Source organism: Microcoleus sp. Z1_A1 (assembly GCF_036700305.1).
In the GTDB taxonomy this organism is placed as follows: Bacteria; Cyanobacteriota; Cyanobacteriia; order Cyanobacteriales; family Microcoleaceae; genus Microcoleus.
In genome coordinates, this window is the sequence record NZ_JAUBOR010000013.1 from 121,957 (window position 1) to 142,596 (window position 20,640).

The window sequence follows — 20,640 nt, forward strand, 5'->3', positions numbered from 1 at the left end:
TTGGCAGTAATTTGTTATTCAGTGAATTAACTTAACACTCAAAACTGTCCTTGTAATACTAATTCTATATGAAACTGCACTTAATTTTAAAATCGTCCTTTAGTGGCTGATTTAGCCAAGGGAAAAATTATCAAGTGCAGGCTTAAAAAGAAATAGTATTACAAATTACCCATTACCAATTCCCAATTACCAATTACCGATTACTCATTACCCCCGACTAACTGCGATTTGTCAAAATCAGAGGCTCTACCGATCCGAATCCCTTGGGGCGTCACATAGGCGACTTCCGGGAAAAACTGAGCGGGTGAGGTTTCTGGGCCTCTGGCAACATACTTAGCAATCCTAATCACCATCGGTTCCATCTGCAAGGTCATAATCACGCTTTTGGTGTTGCCACCGGCACCGGCGTGCACGACTCCCCGCAAACGGCCCCAAACTAGGATATCGCCTCCGGCGATGACTGAGCCGCCGGGATTTACGTCTCCCAAAAGTACGACGGTGCCCGGATGGCGAATTTCTACGCCCGATCGCACTGTCATCTGCAAATATAAAGGTTCCGCCAGCGATTGCGGTTTTTCAGCGGCGGCTTTATTCAGGGAAGAAACCGGAGGCTGCTGTTCTACACAATAGCCTGCTGTAGCTGCGGCAACGGCGGTTTGGCGGCGACTGGTGTGGACTCGTTTGAGTTGCAGTTCCACTTCGGAGAGGGCATCGGCGATTTCTTGCAGTTGGCGGATATCTAAAAGTCGATCGTTCCCCATCAATTGTACTTCTGCGTTTGGCTGCCAAAAGCGTTCTCCTGCGTTCAGTCTGACTTTTAGCTGCTGCCAAAGTTCAGTCCAAGTCGAGGCGGAGGCTGTTGCGGGTTCGCTATTGGTTTCTGGGGGGAGTAGCAACAGTAGCTGTCCATCTTCGGTTTTGAGTCTGACTTGCAGCTCCAAGCTGACTTCGGGTGTTGATTGAGGGGCGGCAGCGGCTCCGGCGGTGGCATCGGGTGTCATGGACAGGTCTGAGTTCAGGTAGGGACAGGTTAACATCAATATTAGCTCGATCGGTCTTTTGGCTCAGCTTCGTTTGTGAACAAGATTTTTTTTATTAACCGCAGAGGGCGCAGAGGACACAGAGAAAGAGAATAGAGAGGAGAAGAGAGAAATAGTTTTGACAAGCTATAGCAATCCTCGCATCATTTGTGAATTTCTTACTCCGTCCCCGCGAGTTCGGGGAGAGTTGGGGAGGGGTAAAAAATTCACGACTCCTGCAAGGATTGCTATATGATAATTCAATAATAACGGGCTTACTAATTATTGATTTTTAATTACGTTATGCAACAAATTGAACGTTATCGCGGCAGTCTCCTAGGTTTAGCAGTTGGCGATGCTTTGGGAACAACTTTAGAGTTCTGTCGCCCCGGAACTTTTACACCTATTAACGATATGATTGGCGGTGGCCCGTTTCGACTGCAACCGGGTGAGTGGACGGATGATACTTCGATGGCGCTTTGTTTGGCCCAAAGTTTGATTGAGAAGCAAGGTTTCGATCCAGTCCATCAGTTAGAAACTTATTTGCGGTGGTGGCGAGACGGACATTTGAGCAGTACGGGCGAGTGTTTTGATATTGGCAATACGGTTCAGCAAGCTCTTTGGAAGTTTGAAGATACAAGAAAACCTTACTGCGGTTTTACCGATGCTCAGACTGCTGGCAACGGTTCGATTATGCGCTTGGCTCCCGTGCCTTTGTTTTATGCTACAAATCCTTTGGAAGTCATAGAAAAATCTGGAGAAAGTTCGAGAACTACTCACGGTGCTGCTACTTGTGTGGATGCTTGCCGTTATTTGGGTGCTTTAATTGCGGGGGCGGTGAATGGAGTTGCTAAAGATGTGTTGCTGTCGGAAAGATATTGTCCTATTTCGGGATATTGGGCCGCAAATCCGCTGGTAGCAGAGATTGATGAGATTGCGGCGGGTTCTTTTAAATTGCGACAACCTCCTGAAATTAAAGGTACTGGTTATGTTGTCAAGTCTTTGGAGGCGGCACTTTGGGCGTTTTACAACAGTTCTTCTTTTGCCGAAGGCTGTTTGTTGGCTGTGAATTTGGGCGACGATGCGGATACAACTGGTGCGGTTTACGGACAGTTGGCGGGGGCTTTTTACGGAGAATCTGGTATACCGGAAAAATGGCTCTCGCAATTAGCCGATCGCACTTTAATTGTATCTTTTGGCGATCGGCTTTTCTCTTTATCTAGTTAAAATCGATGTTTTAAATCAAGGGTGACAATTCCCAGGCATAACATAAATAATTGTAGATACTGTCAGGACTTGTTTCATGACAATATTGTATTACGTATGGAAGAAATTCTGTTATTTTTATAGATAATTTGTTCAGCTCTTGAGCCTCACGCGCATTCCTCCCGTCACTCACCGGAGTACCGTTAGACTGCGGGACTCCTGCTGTTTTAATTGAAAAAGCGTGCATTTCTCGGACGCAGATAATACCCTTTCTTCACTATTTCATCGGGACACAGCATTGTTGTGTCCCTACTGTATGCCAGCGCGATCTCATTTGAAAAATACCCTGTTAATAAGTCAACTTTTCTTCGCCCGTAATTTGCACTTTCCCACCTTCTCAAGACTCTTCGCTAGCTCTTAGCTGAGTAGGTTGGCTACCTTGTTTGATGTTGATGCTAATTTTTTTAGATCCTTTGTTTTCCAAGTCTCGGATGTAGTCGTTCGAGTTGTCGGAAGCTTCCTGTCTGCTGTCATAGGGCCCGAAGTAATAGGTACGCTTTGGCGAATCTGTATCAACTTCTACCCACCATTCGTCGCGTCGAGTGCTGCTAGTAGGTTGACCTAGTAGCCAAAAAGCCGTGAAAAACATACCCAACATAGAGATTTCAAACATATTTACCTCTGGGAAGACTTAAGTAGTTTTTACTCTTCTCAATTTATCAACGCAATGGGAGCGATCGCCTCATCCTCAGTGCTGATTTGACGCAGGTAATTTTTGAGAGTAAGTGCTGCATCAAATCAGCATTTTGGTGGAGGAGAGTTTTAGGCTGGGTGGCTGTAAGTCACTGCTAGACATACAAAGTCCGCAAGGTAAGGACTAGAAGAAGAGTGTGTTTATATTATTGTTGAGGTTTGAGTTAAGTCAAAACTCAACTTTTTTAAATCTCTACAGTTGCTGATAATTCTTCTTCGCAAATGGTAAGATGCGAAGGCTGACAGCGTTTGATGCGGATACTAACCCTTTTAGCTCCCTCGCTTTCGAGGTCTTCGACGTAGCCGGGAATATTGCTGGAGGCTTCTTTGTCGGTGTCGAAGGGGCCAAAATAGTAGGTACAGTGGGGCAAATCGGTGACAATTTCTACCCACCATTTCTCAGACCCGCGGTGGTTCGGCCCGGCCAACACGGACAAGACTGCAACGTAGATACAAAATAAATAAAATCCGAGCATCTTTATTCTTGAGGGTGGTTTAATTTATTATTTAAATCTATCAAAATAATTTGCCAGATCGAATCAACCTCAGTGCTGATTTTGCGTCGATCGACTTTAGATGCGAGATTTTATATCTTAGATTTTTCCTCCCATCTAAAATCTAAAGCAAAACCCGCCGGTGCGGGTTGTTTGCTAACTAAAAAATGCTCTTTTTCCAAACTAGATGGCTGGGCAAACCTCAGCTTGCTGAGGTTTAGCGCTTGCCTTTGGGGAACTGTTCGATACCAGCCCAACCGTAGAAAACCAGCTCGTCGTTCTGAACTCGGCAGCGGTCTACTCGCAGTTGAGTGCCTTCTAAGGCAAATTTGTCTAAGTCTAGCAAGTTATTTACGTGGGCAATTATAGCTTGACCCAAGTCTACTGCTTGCTCGTCACCGCCGTAAGTAACGCTGACAAATTGGATTTTGCGTCTGTCTTCTACTTGCAACTGAGCTGTAATATCTATTTTGACCGGTTCGCTGGCCTCGCCTACGGTAATTTCGGACTGAAGCCGAATTGATTTGTCGGTTCCGAAGCTGACTTCAGTGTTTTGAAAGTGCAGAGATTGCTCTTGGTACTTCAGCTTCTGGAGTTTTTCAACTACAAAAGGTGTATTGAATGAGGTGGTTAAATCCGATCGACTTAAGACTACTCGCATATTTGCCTGGGTAGGCTGCCGTAATTTCACTTGACCTGCAAAAATCGCCCCAAAATCAATGGAGAGTGCTTGCAGATAGAGTTCCATCACTTCTATGCGAAGGCCGTTGTACATCAACATACCTTTGCCAACGAAGTCGAAACCGTCGATGCTTCCCTGCAAGAGTTTGGCTACTGGTTCGACTCGGATGTTGGCCTCGGCCTTTTCAGAACGCTTGAATAAGGCTGCGATCGCAGCTCCTGCTACTTTACTAACAAGGCGATCGCCACTTTGACCTTGAAAGGATGTACCGCTAAACAAAGCTGCTACCATTTATTCGTTTGCTCATCTACAGTCGCCATTATAACCTCATATTAAGAAATGTAAAAATTGCTTGTGCTTATTCACCTCATAAGCAGATATTGTTTTTTGTCTGTCTTCAAAACAACATTGTTGAAATTTAAGGGCTCAGGGGGGTGCCTTGGAGACAGGCGCGATCGAGCAAAGCTCCATCCCAAAGGGTTTGTTCCATCATGGCGCAAAGCAAATTAGCCCCGGTCAAGTTAGCGCCGCGCAGTACGGCTCCATTCAGGATCGCTTCTTCCAAGTCAGCTCCCGATAAATCAGCGCCGGATAAATTGGCATGGCTCAAATCGGCACCAAGCAAAATTGCCCTAGCCAAAGCAGCGCCCCGCAAATCGGCGCCGCGCAAATCGACACCGCTCAAATCCAAATTGCCGATGGATGCCCCCGTCAAAAAAGCACCCCCAAAACTGGCGTCGCGGACTAAAGCGTTAGCGAAGGAAGCTCCCCGCAAATCGGCATTCCGAAAATCTGCGCCTCGCAGGTTGGCGCCGCTCAAGTCAGCGCCGCGGAGGTTGGCTCGCAATACTGCCCGCTGCAAGTTAGCGCCGGCGAGATTAGTTCCACTCAAGTTGGCTTGAGACAAGTTAGCACCGGCGAGATCCGCTCCCGCTAAGTCTTGGCCGGCTAAATCAGTGCCGGCCAACATCAAAATTTTGCCTTTGCGTATGGCTTCGAGGTCATTAGTCATTAGTCAGTTGTCAGTTGTTGGTTGTCAGTTGTTGGTTAACAGTCAACAGTCAACAGTCAACAGTCAACAGTCAACAGTCAACAGTCGAGTTATTTTATAATGCCGGAGCGGCCGAGGTCGTTCGATCGCCCTCCTCCAACCACACGTTAGGCAGTTGGCTTGGGCGAGTTGGTAACTCCATCAAACCAATTTCTGTCATTCTGACGACGTTGCTGAGAGTTTCCAGCAAAGCCGGATCGAAGCGAGTGCCCGACAGTTCGCGGCACTGTTCCAAAGCTTCGCTCAAACTCAAAGCCGGACGATCGCCACGTGGTTGAGTCAGTTCTTGAAAATAAGCGACTAACCCCAAAATCCGCGAAGTCATCGGTATCGCTTCGGCTCGCAAACCCTCTGGCCTGCCGCTGCCGTCCCAATATTCAAGTTTATGCTTGACAATTTCCGCTACAGGTGCTAGTTCCGGCATTGCTTGCAGCAGTTGGGAACCAATGAAACTGCGATCGCGCCAAAACGAGAAAGTTGCTTCGTCAAAAGCATCGGGAGTGCGATCGAACACCTCATTCGGGGCCGAAATTAAGCCGACTCGAAATAGCAATCCAGCCAGCCGCAGCCTCCGCAACTGCAAAGCCGGCAAATCCAGCAGTTGACCCAAAGTTTCCGACAAAGCCGCCACCTGCAAGGACGCTGTAGGATTTGAGGTATCGCGTTCGTCCACGCGCTGGGCCATTCGCAGAAAAGCTTGAAGTTTGTTAGCGTTCAAATTACGACTGACACGCAAAGCTTGACCTTCCAATTCCCACAACTCGCGGGTTTGGCGGTTAATTGCTACCATTTGCTGCTGAGAACTTTGCAGGTAAGTGACTATCCGCGATACCACGCCACTAATGTCGGCCAAGGGCGGGCCTTTGGTTGCCAGGATTTCGTGGTGCATTTCCAGCAAAGTGTCTGCCAGAGGAGAGTTGTAATGTCGCGTCTGTTCTATAAAAATTTCTGCTGCAGCCGACACCAAAGACTGGTCAAACGACCACAAACCGTAGAACTTTCGTTCTGTATCTACTTCTGGCTTGCCCTCGGGCAAGTATTCCCGATCTGAAAGTTCGCGACAAAGCACCATTGCTTTGTATGTCGGGGCGAGGATGATTAAATTCCATTCTTGGATTATGGGGTCGTTTTCATCGAGATTTATTAAAGATACATTTTCTAATTGCCCGGTTTTGTGGGTAGCGAAACCGCTGTCGGCTACTGCACCTATGACAACGCGCCTAGAGGCATTAGCAATATCTAGGTAGCGATCGGCTTCCTGTAAATACCATTTACCCTGCTGAAACGTTACCAAAACTAAGGGTTGGAGTTCGCTCTTGTCCCCGCCACTGGTTTGCAAGATGTGGTCTTCTAGGGCGTGACATAGGGCTACTAGGGTGTTTTTGAAGTATACCCCGTAGCTAGAAGGCAGTTTTCCGTCGGGAAGTGTAGCTTGTAGTCTAGCGAGAGTTGATTCTGGATTCATTGCAAATGGCGGTGCCGGCTCTTAACTTAATTGTACCGGGCGATCGAACTTCTCGAAAAGACTTTTGGCAAAAATCCGAGTTTTTGAGTTTTCACCGCTTTGCAACCGAGTCAATCGATTTTAGATTTTAGATTTTAGATTTTAGATTTTAGAATTGAAGCATTGACCCCACCGATAAATACGTTCGGCAAGTTTCATCGGATACAGGTTTCTTATTTCACCGGTCCTGAGTCTGCTTTCGGAATGAATCTGGGGGCTTGTATGCTGGATGCTTTCGGGCAATGTAGAGTGCGCCGAAGACTACCTGATTAATTTTAGCAATTTTCTGGAAACCCTCTGTCTTTGGCTAAGTTTTTTTCAGACGAGAAACCAGCCGAGAGGAAGACGGTAAATGACTTAGGTATTAACTACTATTTTGAAAACAATATTATTAGGAATTCTGAGCGTGCTTCAACAAAATAGAAGTTTAGGGGAACAGGCGATCGACAAAGTGGCAGAGATTGCTATTACGAGCAAATTAGACGAATCCGAAACTTTGTCTGTCACAGTCAACACCGATCCGATCCAGCTAGCCCAGGGCTCAGTAGAGGCCGTTGCCGTTGAGGGCACAGGGTTGGTAATGCAGCAAGATTTGCGCGTGGAAGAATTGCAAATTCACGTCAAGGATATTGCTGTCAATCCCCTCACCGCTATGTTTGGCAAAATTGAACTGAACGGGCCTGCCTTCGGTGGGGCGCGCGCAGTTTTAACAGAAAGCGATATCAACCGCGCTTTTAATTCCGAATACATCAGCAGGAAACTGAAAAACTTAAAAGTTACTGTTGACGGACAACTGCGGACAATAGACGTTAAAACTATTGAGTGCCAATTGCTAGCCGGAAAAATCGCTTTAAATGCTGAGATATGGGTGCAGGAAACTGCCTCCAATGAAAAAATTTATTTTACAGCAAAACCTGAGATCGCAGCGGGCGGTTGGGCAATTTCTCTTCAGGATGTCGAGTATCCCGAAAACAAGGAATTTTCGCCGGAGTTAACTGAAGCTTTGGCGGACAAAGCTGGTGAGGTTTTAAACTTGCGAAATTTTGAAATTGAGGGAATGTCCCTGCGAATTCAGCAGCTAAATGTGGAAGCTGGTGTGCTAACTTTGCAAGCTGAAGCGAAAGTCGAACAATTCCCTAATTAGGAGCTTGTAGGGTGGGTCAGAAACAAAAAACTCTTCAATTCCTCCAACTATTGGAACTGGCGCACCCTATGATTATGCTTGGCTTTGGAAAAATAGCCGCCGTTGATGAAATCCCTCTAAAGTTATAAAAAAGTCGATAGCAACTGGCACCAAAGTATCACCGCCGTTAGAGGCAGGGATGGGGACTTAACTTTTACTCTTAACAAGTAGTAGTAAAAATTTGGAAAAGTTTTGTGAACACTGTAACTGCTTTTTTTAAAAGACTGCGTATCGGTCAATTTTTGAGTCAATTGTTGACTGTATTTATGGCAGGTGTGCTGCTGTTTACCAGTACCGCTTGCAATGCGGGCGATGTTCGAGGAGCTCGGCCTGAGAATCCTCCCGTTCAAGCTGGAGGAATGAATAACCCTCACAAGGGTGGCGGTGATGGATACACGAATTATAAAACCTCCACAGATCCTAAAGTAAATCAGTCCCCTGCTCAAGCAGAAAAGAATCGGGCTGATTTGGCGATTATCGGCGATCGTCTCCTGGCTGCGACTACCGCTGAATCTAATTCCTCAAAGCTGCTTTATCCGGGTTCTGCACCGATGGAAACTGACAAGTTCGACCTCGAACTCGGCGGAGATAAAACTCTGTTAGAAGCGCCAGACGGACAGCCGGCTAAGGCTCAACCCGTATTCGATCGCAGCGATCCCGATGCCAATATTTTAGAGAGAGTAGGCGCCGCCTTTAAGGATGCTTCTGGTTTCCTCCAAGATAGCGCTGAAGATGCCAAGGAAAGCTCGGTTACGAAACTCAATCCGCTGCAAAAATAAGCTAGCATAACTGGCGCGGTATCGCCGATTTGTAGGGGTTTTTTCAGAATAGCCCCTACACTATATTCACAAGTATTTATCCAGAAATTCTATATCTGTCTTGGACGCAGAATCTCTAGGTGCGCTGGACGCACCTTACCCTATATTAATCCTCTAAAATTACTTTTTTCGTAAGTCCTGTATATCTATGGTGCTTATGGCGCACCTTACGTTATATGTATCATGTAAAACTACTTACTTTTTTCGTAAGCCCTGTATATTTAGGATGCTTAGGGCGCACATTACCGATATTTGATATTTTAGATGGGGATTTTAAATTTCTAGGACTTGTGCAAAAAATGGGAAAATGAACCATTGAAATTGCAGCGCTCCGGCTGGCAATGACAAACTCGCACTGACCGAGTTTTCTCATTAATTAATGCACAAGTCCTGCTTTTATTCCTCTAAAGAAACTTTGTTTTATTTACCTTTGGAGTCAGAAACATCAGCAATCAAATCGTCTTTATCAACTTTCGGTACAAAATCAGGGCGTTCTTTGGATTCCCAACCGGGTGGGCGCTTGGAGTTGTACCAGGCGATCGACCCGATCGTAACTGCGGCAACAAAGCCAACACCAAGAACTGCTATTGGAGCCGTCAAGCTGACACTTGATTCCGGCACTGGCTGCTGCATCAGCAGATCGATCGCTACTCGCTTGATGGGTGCAACAAGAACTCCCATAGGAGTTGTCAAGCTGATATCTATCATTAAGCTAAATCCTTATCTACTCTACTTTTACATTATCTTAAGTGCTAATGCCGTTTGGTTGATATATCGGAAGACAGAAAAATTGACAGAATTGAGGTCATAATGTTTAGAGGTTGAAAATAGGAGAGCAGATTTTATGCCGTTGGGGACAATAGCATTGCTGTTGGCTGCGAGTTTCAGCCTGGGTGCTTTACCGCTAACGGGATGGACGGTGCGAGTGTTTAGCCGCCGAGATTTGAGGGCGCTGGGCACGGGGAATGTTGGCGTGTCTGCTGCTTTCATTCACGGGGGGAAATTAGCGGGAATTGCGGCGGTGTTGGCGGAAATTGCCAGGGGTATTTTGCCGGTTTTGGCGGGGCGATTTTGCTTCCCGGATGCACCTGCGATCGCACTTGCCCTGTTAATTCCTCTAGTTGCGGGCAGATATGCGATCGCCGGAGGTGGAGGCGTGACCAATGCTGTTTGGGGTCTTTTGGTATTTTCGCCGCCGGTGGCTGTATCATCGGGCATTTGGGGGCTGCTGGTGTGGGGTTTGGCACAGCGGTGGTGGGGTGAGGGCGATCGGGCGAGACTCTTTGCTTCCCGTTGCGGGTGTCTGTGTACCCCAATCTGGGTTTGGGTGTGGCGACAATCAATGCCCGAATTTTTAGCAGCAGCAGGATTAGCCTTTTTACTCTTCACAATTAGTCTTCGTCAGGGTGATGATATGGCTTTATCTAAATCAGAGCAATTGTTTTCTCTTGATGATTCGTTAGATGCTGCAATCTGTGGCGATAAAGCTGCTAAATTGTCTCAACTCAAACGCGCAGGTTTTAACGTACCTTCTGGTTGGGTATTATCACAAGAAGCGGGCATCGGGCATCGGGCATCGGGCATCGGGCAGCGAGGAAATAGTGATGAATTGTCAATTTCCAATGCTTCCATTCACAATCTAAAATCCAAAATCCAAAATCGAATGATTGTGCGTTCTTCTGCTGCGGGAGAAGATGGCGATACGAGTTCTGCCGCCGGACAATATCAAACTATTGGCCCTGTTTTCACTGAAGCAGAATTACTCGACGGCATTAATCGCTGCCGCCAGTCTTATTGGACTTCCGAAGCTGTTGCTTACCGCCGCCAACGACAACTCCCCGATACCCAAATGGCTGTATTAATTCAGCCTTATATTGACAGCGAATTTGCGGGAGTGATGTTCAGTCGCAATCCTTTAGATGGCGGTTCCCAGGTAATTATAGAAGCTTTACCGGGAGGAGCAGAAGCTGTTGTCGGCGGACAATCTACTCCGGTTCATTTAGAAATTGATTTTAGTAAACCTGAATCATTAGAAAACAAATTAACTGAACTTCAAAGTAATTCAATTATTGATCAACCCATTTTAGCAGAATTGGTGAAACAAGCCCAAGCGATTGAAGCATTTTTTCACGGAATCCCGCAGGATATTGAGTGGAGTTGGGACGGGGAAAAAGTTTGGATTTTGCAAAGCCGCCCAATTACAAATTTACAGCCGTTTTGGACGCGCACTATTGCAGCAGAAGTGATTCCCGGTGCAATTCGCCCCCTAACTTGGTCGATTAATCGGCCGCTAACTTGCGGGGTTTGGGGGGAGATTTTCAAGGTGGTTTTGGGCGATCGCGCCAGTGGCTTAAACTTTAATGAAACGGCAACTTTGCTGGGTTCTCATGCCTATTTTAATGCTACTTTGTTGGGCGAAATCTTTCGGATGATGGGATTGCCGGAGCAGGGTTTGGAATTTTTGCTGAGAGGGCAAAAAATGGGCAAGCCGCCTTTGGGGAAGATTTTGCCTTCTTTGCCCGGTTTGTGGCGTCTGGTGCAGCGAGAAAGGGCGCTCAATGCAGAATTTAAGGGCGATCGTAGTTCTATTTTCCTCCCGGCACTGCAAAGTCTGGAGAAGGAAGGCACGACACGGATTTTGACACGGATACACGAATTAATTATGGAGGATGAGTCAAAAGGAATATTAATGCCCAATGCCCAATGCCCAAGGCCCAATGCCCAAGGCCCAATGCCCAAGGCCCAATTCCCAATGCCCAATTATCAATATTTAACGGAATTGTTGGAGAGAGCGGAGCAAATTCAGGAGTGGCTGAAACCGATTACTTACTACAATATATTAGGGCCGATCGGGCTGGCTATTCGCAAGGCAATTTTTCGCGTTAATGATGACTGGCTGGCTAATGACAGCGCTCCTGAAATTGCTTCGGTGCGAGCTTTACAGCAGTTGGCTCAGAAATTGCGACAAGCTGGTGTTTCGCAGTCTGACGAAACTGGTTCAGTCGCAGATTTAGCACAGACATTTGCGGAAACTCCGGCTTTACAAGCAGATTTTGAAAAGTGGCTTGATATTTACGGATATTTGAGCGAGGTGGGAACGGATATTGCTGTTCCTACTTGGCGAGAACAACCGGAAGTTTATCAAAAGTTGCTAATAAATATGGCTCAAAAAGCCGAAAATAATTTAGTTGAAAAGCGTGAAACAAAATTGACTTTTTCGCAGAAGTGGCGATTAGATAAATGTCAAGAAAGAGCGCTTGTCAAAAACGAAATTAGCGAAATTTACGCGCGGTTGTTGGCTCATTTACGGTGGACTTTTTTGGAGATTGAAGCTTGCGGATTGGCAATGCAGGTGTTTCAGGAAAGCGGGGATATTTTTTATCTGGAATTTGGGGAAATTCAGCAGTGGATTCGCAGCGGCGCGAGTGTTTCTTTTCAGGATACAATTAGCCAAAGGCGCCAACAGTTAAAAGCCGATCGCGATCGCCCGATTCCCCCTGTAGTCTACGGCAATTTGCTGCCGAATTCTCAGACAAGGGCGATCGACTCCGCAACATCGGAAACTAATATCATCCAGGGAATTCCAGCAAGTATTGGTAGTGTCGAAGGCTTTGTCAAGATTTGCCGCACTGCGAGCACGGATTTAGGAGAAAATGCGATCGCAGTAGTTCCTTACACCGATGCAGGTTGGGCACCGCTGCTATTAGGAGCAACAGCAATTATCGCCGAAGTTGGCGGCCAACTATCTCACGGAGCAATAATCGCTCGCGAGTACAAAATTCCCGCAGTTATGAATATTGCTGAAGCTACAACTCGCTTCCGAGACGGTCAAAAAGTGCGAGTAGATGGGTATCTCGGCACTGTAGAACTGCTGGAATAATTAGGAACAGGCAAGATGCCTGTTCCACAAAGAGTTGATTTCTTGTGGAACAGGCATCTTGCCTGTTCCTAAAAAGATTATTGAAAATGGTGCAACATCTCAGCAATCTCGTAAACCCGTCCCAACTTTCCTAGGCTGTTAAGAAATTCTGGAGAACATAATTCCCCAGATTTCTACCCGCACTCAAACCATTTACGTTAGCACTCATGAAATGAATCCCTCCGTAAATTCGACTTATACCCGATTCGTCGGCCGCTTCGCTGAAGTTCTCGTAGGTTCGCAAAGTGTTGACAGATGGATCGCCTCGATCAGCAAAGCCGTAATCTGAACCAAATACAGCACTCATAACAGGATCGGCGGCACCACTAAAGGTACTGTGGCCCGAGGTATACTCAGGGAACGGCGGAGTAGTTAGCAGAGGCGTCCACAGGGGGTCGGCTGTCGTGTTGGGATTGTTGTCTGTGTCAGCTTGGCGGATAGCTGTCAGCGGCCGCCATAAATTGTACTGGTACTTGGCATCCCAGCAACTAATAGCTGCATCGGCGAGAGCAATATTCAGCAGGGCGAATAAGCGGGCGCTATCTTCTAAGGATTGACCAGTGAGAGTCGCTGTTTCTTCGGCGATTTGGTTCCAGTGACCCGGAGGGGTAAACGTCCCAGCGCCGTTGGCCCAGAATTTGGCGATGACTGTTTGGTCTGGGGTGCGTGTGAGGCTGTCACTTTTGCCGATTTCTTGGACGTAGTTAACTTCCTCTGCGTACTTCGCGCTGTCAAGGGCGGGCGGGCCGGGCGGGCGGAACTGAGAACCGCTAGTCATGGCAAAGGGAGTAACTTCTCCCCACTGTGGTGCCAGCGGGGCGGCAAGGGCGGGGGGAGTCGGAACCCAACTGCCAAGGTTGCTTGAGGGGTTGTACTCCACTACTTTGGCGATGCCGTCTGTATTCCGCAAACTGATAATTTGGTCGGCAACTTGCTGTCCGAGGGCAATCCCGTCTTCTTTAGCTTTGCCATCGGTAATTTTAGCTAAAGACGATGCGTATACTTCGTTGAATGTGGCTGCTTGCGCTGGGTAGACGCTGACTAAGACGCGATGGGCGGCTGCGGCGGTGGCAGCTTCTGCTGATGTGCCTGCTGGTGCATCTATGTTGACCTGGTAAGGGCTGTATTTTTTGCCGATCGAGTTAACAGCATCGTAAATGGCTGCGTGAACCATTGCCATGTTGCGGGAGGCCAGAGGAGGCGCACTGTTGGCTGTCCGCACTGCATTCAGCATGACTCCGTTCCACTCAATGACAGGGTTTCCCGATAGCTGATTGGTGAATTGGTCGCGGTTGATTGTGTTGCTGTTGACTCCCGGTAATACTACTAAATACTCGCCCGTGAGTTTGTCTTGAATTATGGTGCTGTTGCTGTTAGCGCCGGTGCCTTGCTGGATGTTTAAATCTTCAAAGCCCAGGCCGTCTAGCAATCGAATTTTGTCATTGCCGTTGCCGAAGTCGGCGATGTTATCGGCTGTGGCTAAAGTTGGGCCGCCGCTGCCTTTAGCAATGGCAAATATATCATCGCCTGTGCCGCCGCTCACGGTATCGCTACCGGCGCCCGCGTAGATGAGATCGTTGCCGGAATCGCCACCAATTAGGTCGCTGCCTTTGCCTCCCCAGAGGATGTCGTCGTCTGCACCGCCAATGATAGTATCGTTGCCTTGGTCGCCGCAGATTTTGTCTTTGCCGACATCGCCTTCGAGATAGTCGTCTCCGCTGTTGGCATAAATTATGTCGTTGCCATCCAAAGCGTTAAATCTGTCTGGTTGGGTGGTTCCTTCGAGATAGTCAAATTGAGGACTAGGGGTCAGGGATGCCATGTTGATTTATTGGATATTTTGATTAAATCGCAAAGGTTTCGTAAACTCTGTAGATGCTTAAGTCTGTTTACCCCAGATTTAATATTATTAAACTTTGTTGTTCGTAAGCAAACGCCACAATAAAGGTTTATTAAATCTTTAACATTTAATGGGTTTTTGATGAACTTTTGCGCTGTAAATGTAAGTCAAAATACTCTTTAAAAAAGTTCCTCAAACAGTCCCATTTTGTTAAATCTTTACAAAAAAACATTTTTTTTAAATTTTTATATAACCCCTATTCCCATATCATAAATGAGCGGATTGTGTAACGGACTAAGTAGATATTTATTAAGCACTCCTCAAAGCTGCGATCGGGTCGAGTTTGGCGGCTTGGCGGGCGGGGACAACGCCGAAGAAGAGGCCTACTGCACCGGATACACTGACAGCAAGGGCGATCGCCACGGGTGATATTCCAGCTTGCAAAGGCGTGAAATTACCTACAAGCAAGATACCACCGACACCTACGCAAGTACCGACTATCCCTCCGGCAGCGGATAAAATCACAGCTTCGACAATAAATTGAAACAAGATATCTTGTTGAGATGCGCCGATCGCCTTTCTGAGCCCAATTTCCTGAGTGCGTTCGCTAACGGACACAAGCATAATGTTCATAATCCCAATTCCGCCGACTAATAGGGAAATGCTGGCAACAGCAGTTAACATCAGAGTCAAAGCGCCGGAAATGGCCCCCATTCTTGCCATTAAATCTTTCTGATTTCTGACAGTAAAATCATCTTCGGTAGTAATTTTGTGCCGCAATCTCAGCAAGTTTTCTACCTGAAATTGCGCCGCGTCCATTTGCGATTCATCTTTAATCGAAATAAATATCGACGTGACAGCCAAACCGTAGGGAGATTTGCGCCCGACTATGCGATTGGCCATTGTGGTGATCGGCACAGCGGCGGAATTATCAAAATTCGTACCAAAAGATGTGCCTTTGGGCGCCAATACTCCAATTACTTTGACGCTGACATTTTTGATCCGCACTTGTTCGCCCAAGGGATTTGTATTGCCAAAAAGTTTCTCGGCTAATTCTGAACCGAGCACTACAACTTGGTTACTTTGCTTAACATCAAGTTCGGTCAAAAACCGCCCTTTTGCCATTTCAAAGCTTCTAACTTCTAGAAACTCTGGAATTGTGCCAAAAATTAGAGACGAAACATTTTTGTTGCTGTAGCGAACTATTTCAGAACTGTTAAGTTCTGCTGACACGCCTTGAACGGATGGGACTTGAGTTGCGATCGCCTTTGCGTCTGGCAATACGAGAGTTTGAGGCGCACTTGAGATGGTACTTCGCCTCGCGTTGGGAACTCCAGGCCTCACGATTAATACATTTGTACCCAGGGATTGAACTTGTCCTGCTACAAATTTTTGAGCTCCTTCTCCAATTCCAATCATCGCAATTACTGAGGCATTGCCGACAATCATCCCGATCATTGTTAAACTGCTGCGAGTTTTGTTGGCTAGTAGCGTTTGACCGGCCATTTTGACGCTTTCAATAAAATTCATAATTTGGGAATTGGGAATTGGAAATTTAGAATTGGGCATCGGGCATCGGGCATCGGGCATCGGGCATTGGTAATTGAAACCAACAAATAACCAATGACTAATGACTAATGACTATTGACTTCTTAAGCACTTCTCAATGCCACAATCGGGTCTAATTTAGCAGCTTGTTTTGCAGGTACGATGCCGAAAAATAAGCCGATACTGCCGGAAACACCGACTGCAAGTGCGATCGCCATTGGGGAAACACTAGCTTGCAGGGGAGTAAAAGCAGCGACTAAAAGCACGCCGCCGATACCGAATCCAGTGCCGATCGCCCCGCCTGCCGCTGACAAAATCACAGACTCGATCATAAACTGAATTAGGATATCTTGCTGAGAAGCTCCGATCGCCTTTCTCAATCCAATTTCCTTCGTGCGTTCGGTAACAGAAACCAGCATGATATTCATAATCCCGATGCCGCCTACAAACAGCGAAATTGCCGCCACGAAAGCCAGCATCAACGTCAAAGCACCAGTAATACTGCCCAAAGTATTCATTAAATCTTTCTGGTTGCGAACAGTAAAATCATCTTCTTTTGTAATTTTATGACGCAACCTGAGCAAATTTTCTATTTGAAATTGGGCTGCTTGCATCATACTTTCATCTTTAATGGAAACCGAAATAAATGTTACTTTTGTACCGTAGGGAGACGAGCGACCTACGATCCGATTTGCCATTGTTGTCAGCGGCAAATAAACATTCATATCTTGATTGTCGCCAAAACTTGAGCCTTTCGCCTGCATGACACCAATCACTTGAAAAGTCGAGTTTTTGATGCGGATGTATTGACCAAGTGGCGGTGTATTACCAAACAATTGTTCGGCTGCTTCCGATCCTAAAGCAACCACATTTTCCTGTCTTTCTAAATCTAATTTGTTTAAAAATCGACCTTGGGCAACATCAAAGCTTCTGACTGTCAGAAACTCTGGGGTAGTTCCGACAATGGAAGATGAGACATTTTTGTTGCGGTAGGTAACGAGTTGACTATCATTGAGAGTTGGTGCGACTTCTTCGACAGAAGCAACTTGAGATGCGATCGCCTCTGCATCTTCCACTACTAAAGTCTGGGGCGGAATCACCGGGCGGCTTTGTGCTTCAGGACTTCCGGGAATAATAAATAGCAAGTTTGAACCCAGAGAGTTAACCTGTCCTTCGATAAATGTTTGAGCTCCTTCGCCGATACCGATCATCGAAATGACAGAAGCATTGCCGATGATAATTCCTAACATCGTCAAGGTGCTGCGAAGCTTGTTTGCCATCAAAGTTGTGACAGCCATTTTGACGCTTTCAACAATATCCATAATTCGATTTTAGATTTTAGATTTTCGATTTTAGATTGGGGATTATTCGATTTTAGATTGGGGATTTTCGATTTGGGATTGGATTATTCGATTTTAGATTTTAGATTTTAGATTTGGGACTGGGATTATTGGTGTCAACTTAATATTTAAACCCATAATAAACTCGCTTGTAGCCGAGTCTAGATCCCCTAACTCCCCCTTATTAAGAGGGACTTTGACCAAGAATTTCTTGATGGTACAAGCCCCCGGATTTATCCGTGGAATCAATCCAAAATCTAAAATCTAAAATCCTCAAGCCCCCGAATTTATCTCGCGCAAGTCAATCCAAAATCTAAAATCTAAAATCTAAAATCGAATGACTGCTCTTGTCCCCCCCTTAAGAAGGGGGGTTAGGGGGGATGTCCGGGGAAAGAAAACACCCTAGAGCGATCGAGATAAATAAGGCCCCCTGCCCTGTGGCCCATGCCCTATGCCCTATTTCTGATTCTTGATAATATCCTCCAGCTTTTTACCTTGAGGAAGTTCGGTAAAAACGCGATCGCCCGCTTTTGCACCCTCCAAAATCTGAATCTTGTTGCCAATAGTCGATCCAACCGTAACAGGCTTAAACTGCGGCTGTTGTTTCTCATCAGGAACCAGCACACCCGTTTGACCTTTATTAGTCACAATTGCCACCGTCGGCACAACTAAAGCATTGCTCAGCTTTTGACCAACAAATCTCAAATCTACATTCATCCCCGATTGCAGCGAATCTTTGCCCGTATCAATGGCAACTCGCACTTGAAATAGCGTCACATCCCGTTCCTTAACAGCTTCCGGCGCAATTAATTTAACGCGACCTTTAAACACTTTATCTGGATAAGCATCAGCCACTATTTCAACTTCTTGACCAGATTTAATTTGACTGATATCAGCCTCCGGGACTTTCGCCAAAACCTCCACATCTCTAGCTAGAGCGACAATCGATGTCGAAGTTGCCGAAGTAGCTTCCGATGCCGAAGTGGCCGGAGTTACAAAAGCTCCTTGAATGGCGTATCTTTGGGTAATAATTCCAGCAAAAGGAGCGCGAACTTTCGTATCTTCTAACTGCACTTCTTGAAAGCGTACTTGAGCTTGAGCTTCCTCTAATTCAGCTTGAGCTTGAGCTATTTCTTCCGGGCGAGAACCGTTTTCTTGTGCGGCCAATTGACTTTTGGCTTCAGCAACTGCTGCTTCGGCTTTGGCGATTTCTTCTGGACGGTTGCCGTTTTCTAGCTGCGCTAATTTGCTTCTAGCTTCGGCAACTTCTGCTTCGGCTCTCGCAATTTCTTCGGAGCGCGTGCCGTTTTGCAATTGGTTCAATGCTTGCTGCTCGACTTGCACAGCAGCTTGCAGTTGCTGAATTTGGGACTCCCGACTTTCTTGCAGTTGTTGCAGGCGTTTTTGAGATTCTATTAATTTAGCTTGGGCAGTGCGATTTTCTTTAATTAATTCATCCAGTTTATCTTTAGCCAGAGCACCTTCTTCAACTAAAGGTCGGTTGCGTTCCACCCGTTGAGCTGTTAGTTCGGCTTGGGCTTTACTCGAGTCAATTTGCGTTTGTGCTTGGGCAATTTCTTGTTTTACACTACCAGTTTGAGCGTCTGCTAAACGAGCTTGAGCTTGGGCTAAACGAGCTCGCCCTTGGCTGACTTCTTCAACGCGGCTGCCGGCTCGCAGTCGCTGTAAGCCAGCTTGAGTTTGCTGCAAGCGGGCTCTGGCTCCTGCAACTTCTTCAACGCGGCTACCGGCTTGGGCTTGCGCGAGACTGGCCTCGGCTTGCTCTAAGCGCGCTCGGGCGCTGGCGATGTCTTCCGATCGATTTCCTGCTTCGATTTTGGCCAGTCTAGCTCGCGCGCTGGCTTCGCGGGCTTTAGCTTGAGCGAGTTGAGCTTCTACATCGCGGCTTTCCATGCGGGCCACGATTTGTCCTGCTTCGACTTTATCGCCCTGTTCGACAAATAATTCTGCGATCCGGCCGGAGCCTTTGGGGCTGAGATTCACGCGCTGTACGGGCTGCACCGTGCCGCTAGACGTGATCCGCACCGTGAGGTTTTGCGCTTCCACCGGCACTGTCATAGTGGCGATCGCATCTACTTTCGGCTGCGATCGGCTTTTTGCTATATATATTGTGGTCGGTACAGCTAGCAACCCGGCTGCAACCAACCCAATCGCCCACCGCTGCGGTTTGCGCGCGGGTTTCTTCGGAGACTGCTTTTGGGCGGTTTTTTTATCTGCAATTTTGGTCTCTGCGGCCTTGGTGTCTACAGTCTGATTGGTGTCTACAGTCTGAGTATCTTCCACCTTGACCTGAGCAGTTTCCTTTTTAGGGCTAACGATCATACCGACTCACCTAATTTAATCTCAGGATTACCTTAAAGGTAAAATTTTTGCTGATGCTTGGCATCGTCTTTCAGACTCATCCGATCGGGTGATTTCAAAAAAGTTCCCCAACCCGCACCTGTAAACAATTATAGCTAATCTTTGCAAGTTATTAAAAAATGTTAAGTTTTTTCAGCCAAAAGAGGTGGATCTAAACAAAATCGCTCCCGGCTGCTGGCAAATAAAAATATATTTTAATAAATAATATCATTTTTGGGAGATCGGGGCGTGATCCTCAGCAGCAACAAAGGCCGATCGGGCAGCGGGCGATCGACTAAACTCGGTCATTGCCGACTCGTGAGCCCCTCGCTGCGGGATATATGCCAGTGCGAATCTCGCAACGGCACACTATGGACACACTTATTCTCATAAACCCGGTTTCACGGGTAGCGGTGCGTAAACCCTGAATCCATATCAGCCCTGTGCCCACAACAGGGTAAAATGTTTTCCAAATCCCCTTAAAAATGGAAAATAAACAAAAATGAATCGTCCTCAAAGCGTTACCGTTCTGGCAATTTTGCAGCTAATTAGCGGCATTTTCAGCCTCCTTGACGGCTTGTTCATCTTACTTTTTGCTGGCATTTTTGGTGGTCTCGGTGCGGCTTTCGGCGGGGCAAAAGTTGGCACTGTAATTGGCGGCTTCATTGCAATTTTTGCTGGAATTAGTTTTATTTTAGGCCTCCTCTCTTTACTCTTAACTTGGGGTTTGTTTCAACTCAAAAATTGGGCTTGGACGGGAACGTTAATTGTCCATATCATCGCCACCCTCGCGCAAATTGTCAAAATGTTTGGCAGCGGCGGTACAGCAGTCAATTTTTTAACTCTGGGTTTTGCAGTAGCTAGCATTTACTACTTGCTGCGGCCGGATGTTAAACAAGCATTTCGTGTCTGATATCCTTTT

The 20,640-nt window shown here is 46.7% G+C and carries 16 protein-coding genes; 5 read left to right on the forward strand and 11 right to left on the reverse strand.

Annotation, left to right across the window (positions count from 1 at the left end; genetic code table 11):
• Positions 1 to 200: 200 nt before the first annotated feature.
• The gene (minC, locus tag QT973_RS11360; protein WP_333056111.1) at positions 201 to 1,001 is read right to left on the reverse strand and encodes a septum site-determining protein MinC; all 801 of its coding nucleotides are present in this window, start codon (positions 999 to 1,001) and stop codon (positions 201 to 203) included.
• Positions 1,002 to 1,322: 321 nt separating this feature from the next.
• Between minC and QT973_RS11365 the strand changes: the two genes are divergently transcribed.
• Positions 1,323 to 2,246: an ADP-ribosylglycohydrolase family protein gene (locus QT973_RS11365; RefSeq protein ID WP_333209488.1), complete on the forward strand. Its 924-nt coding sequence runs from the start codon at positions 1,323 to 1,325 to the stop codon at positions 2,244 to 2,246.
• Positions 2,247 to 2,622: 376 nt separating this feature from the next.
• Here QT973_RS11365 and QT973_RS11370 read toward each other — a convergent pair whose 3' ends face one another.
• From QT973_RS11370 to QT973_RS11390, 5 genes are all read right to left on the reverse strand, one after another.
• Positions 2,623 to 2,898, reverse strand: a complete 276-nt coding sequence (locus tag QT973_RS11370) for a DUF1816 domain-containing protein (protein ID WP_333260521.1) — start codon at positions 2,896 to 2,898, stop codon at positions 2,623 to 2,625.
• A 265-nt stretch (positions 2,899 to 3,163) separates the two neighbouring features.
• Positions 3,164 to 3,454 (reverse strand): DUF1816 domain-containing protein, encoded by a 291-nt coding sequence (locus QT973_RS11375; RefSeq protein ID WP_333056072.1) that lies wholly within the window; start codon positions 3,452 to 3,454, stop codon positions 3,164 to 3,166.
• A 235-nt stretch (positions 3,455 to 3,689) separates the two neighbouring features.
• Positions 3,690 to 4,445 (reverse strand): DUF2993 domain-containing protein, encoded by a 756-nt coding sequence (locus tag QT973_RS11380; RefSeq protein WP_333056071.1) that lies wholly within the window; start codon positions 4,443 to 4,445, stop codon positions 3,690 to 3,692.
• 127 nt (positions 4,446 to 4,572) lie between these two features.
• On the reverse strand, positions 4,573 to 5,166 hold the full coding sequence (locus QT973_RS11385) for a pentapeptide repeat-containing protein (protein ID WP_333056070.1): 594 nt from the start codon (positions 5,164 to 5,166) through the stop codon (positions 4,573 to 4,575).
• A 94-nt stretch (positions 5,167 to 5,260) separates the two neighbouring features.
• A complete protein-coding gene (locus tag QT973_RS11390) occupies positions 5,261 to 6,670 on the reverse strand; it encodes an HD domain-containing phosphohydrolase (RefSeq protein WP_333056069.1) in 1,410 nt (469 codons plus the stop codon).
• A 445-nt stretch (positions 6,671 to 7,115) separates the two neighbouring features.
• Between QT973_RS11390 and QT973_RS11395 the strand changes: the two genes are divergently transcribed.
• Together QT973_RS11395 and QT973_RS11400 are read left to right on the forward strand one after the other, a co-directional pair.
• A complete protein-coding gene (locus QT973_RS11395; RefSeq protein WP_333056068.1) occupies positions 7,116 to 7,853 on the forward strand; it encodes a DUF2993 domain-containing protein in 738 nt (245 codons plus the stop codon).
• Between the two features lie 233 nt (positions 7,854 to 8,086).
• Positions 8,087 to 8,671 carry a DUF6658 family protein gene (locus QT973_RS11400; RefSeq protein ID WP_333056067.1) on the forward strand — a complete coding sequence of 195 codons (585 nt, stop codon included), beginning with the start codon at positions 8,087 to 8,089 and terminating at the stop codon, positions 8,669 to 8,671.
• Between the two features lie 459 nt (positions 8,672 to 9,130).
• On the opposite strand, the gene psb35 is transcribed toward QT973_RS11400, so the two are convergent.
• A complete protein-coding gene (gene psb35, locus QT973_RS11405) occupies positions 9,131 to 9,343 on the reverse strand; it encodes a photosystem II assembly protein Psb35 (protein WP_332981549.1) in 213 nt (70 codons plus the stop codon).
• A 211-nt stretch (positions 9,344 to 9,554) separates the two neighbouring features.
• Between psb35 and QT973_RS11410 the strand changes: the two genes are divergently transcribed.
• Positions 9,555 to 12,590, forward strand: coding sequence for a glycerol-3-phosphate acyltransferase (locus QT973_RS11410; RefSeq protein ID WP_333391345.1), 3,036 nt, complete (start codon positions 9,555 to 9,557; stop codon positions 12,588 to 12,590).
• Positions 12,591 to 12,720: 130 nt separating this feature from the next.
• Here the strand turns inward: QT973_RS11410 and QT973_RS11415 are convergent, their stop codons facing one another.
• The 4 genes from QT973_RS11415 to QT973_RS11430 all read right to left on the reverse strand — a co-directional run bounded on the left by QT973_RS11415 (position 12,721) and on the right by QT973_RS11430 (position 19,700).
• Positions 12,721 to 14,451, reverse strand: coding sequence for a chemotaxis protein CheB (locus QT973_RS11415; protein WP_333056065.1), 1,731 nt, complete (start codon positions 14,449 to 14,451; stop codon positions 12,721 to 12,723).
• 327 nt (positions 14,452 to 14,778) lie between these two features.
• The gene (locus QT973_RS11420) at positions 14,779 to 15,999 is read right to left on the reverse strand and encodes an ABC transporter permease (RefSeq protein WP_333056109.1); all 1,221 of its coding nucleotides are present in this window, start codon (positions 15,997 to 15,999) and stop codon (positions 14,779 to 14,781) included.
• 122 nt (positions 16,000 to 16,121) lie between these two features.
• Complete coding sequence (locus tag QT973_RS11425) at positions 16,122 to 17,339, reverse strand: ABC transporter permease (protein WP_333056064.1); 1,218 nt, start codon at positions 17,337 to 17,339, stop codon at positions 16,122 to 16,124.
• Between the two features lie 474 nt (positions 17,340 to 17,813).
• Positions 17,814 to 19,700 carry an efflux RND transporter periplasmic adaptor subunit gene (locus tag QT973_RS11430; protein WP_333056063.1) on the reverse strand — a complete coding sequence of 629 codons (1,887 nt, stop codon included), beginning with the start codon at positions 19,698 to 19,700 and terminating at the stop codon, positions 17,814 to 17,816.
• A gap of 520 nt (positions 19,701 to 20,220) precedes the next feature.
• Between QT973_RS11430 and QT973_RS11435 the strand changes: the two genes are divergently transcribed.
• Positions 20,221 to 20,631 carry a hypothetical protein gene (locus QT973_RS11435; protein ID WP_333056062.1) on the forward strand — a complete coding sequence of 137 codons (411 nt, stop codon included), beginning with the start codon at positions 20,221 to 20,223 and terminating at the stop codon, positions 20,629 to 20,631.
• Positions 20,632 to 20,640: the final 9 nt, after the last annotated feature.

Excerpts from the sequence above, each read along its gene's own strand:
- QT973_RS11385 (WP_333056070.1), bottom strand. The coding sequence starts at position 5,166 with ATGACTAATGACCTCGAAGCCATACGCAAAGGCAAAATTTTGATGTTG.
- QT973_RS11390 (WP_333056069.1), bottom strand. The coding sequence starts at position 6,670 with ATGAATCCAGAATCAACTCTCGCTAGACTACAAGCTACACTTCCCGAC.
- QT973_RS11415 (WP_333056065.1), bottom strand. The coding sequence starts at position 14,451 with ATGGCATCCCTGACCCCTAGTCCTCAATTTGACTATCTCGAAGGAACC.
- QT973_RS11425 (WP_333056064.1), bottom strand. The coding sequence starts at position 17,339 with ATGGATATTGTTGAAAGCGTCAAAATGGCTGTCACAACTTTGATGGCA.
- QT973_RS11375 (WP_333056072.1), bottom strand. The coding sequence starts at position 3,454 with ATGCTCGGATTTTATTTATTTTGTATCTACGTTGCAGTCTTGTCCGTG.
- QT973_RS11420 (WP_333056109.1), bottom strand. The coding sequence starts at position 15,999 with ATGAATTTTATTGAAAGCGTCAAAATGGCCGGTCAAACGCTACTAGCC.
- QT973_RS11435 (WP_333056062.1), top strand. The coding sequence starts at position 20,221 with ATGAATCGTCCTCAAAGCGTTACCGTTCTGGCAATTTTGCAGCTAATT.
- psb35 (WP_332981549.1), bottom strand. The coding sequence starts at position 9,343 with ATGCAGCAGCCAGTGCCGGAATCAAGTGTCAGCTTGACGGCTCCAATA.
- QT973_RS11410 (WP_333391345.1), top strand. The coding sequence starts at position 9,555 with ATGCCGTTGGGGACAATAGCATTGCTGTTGGCTGCGAGTTTCAGCCTG.
- QT973_RS11365 (WP_333209488.1), top strand. The coding sequence starts at position 1,323 with ATGCAACAAATTGAACGTTATCGCGGCAGTCTCCTAGGTTTAGCAGTT.
- QT973_RS11380 (WP_333056071.1), bottom strand. The coding sequence starts at position 4,445 with ATGGTAGCAGCTTTGTTTAGCGGTACATCCTTTCAAGGTCAAAGTGGC.
- QT973_RS11430 (WP_333056063.1), bottom strand. The coding sequence starts at position 19,700 with ATGATCGTTAGCCCTAAAAAGGAAACTGCTCAGGTCAAGGTGGAAGAT.
- QT973_RS11370 (WP_333260521.1), bottom strand. The coding sequence starts at position 2,898 with ATGTTTGAAATCTCTATGTTGGGTATGTTTTTCACGGCTTTTTGGCTA.
- minC (WP_333056111.1), bottom strand. The coding sequence starts at position 1,001 with ATGACACCCGATGCCACCGCCGGAGCCGCTGCCGCCCCTCAATCAACA.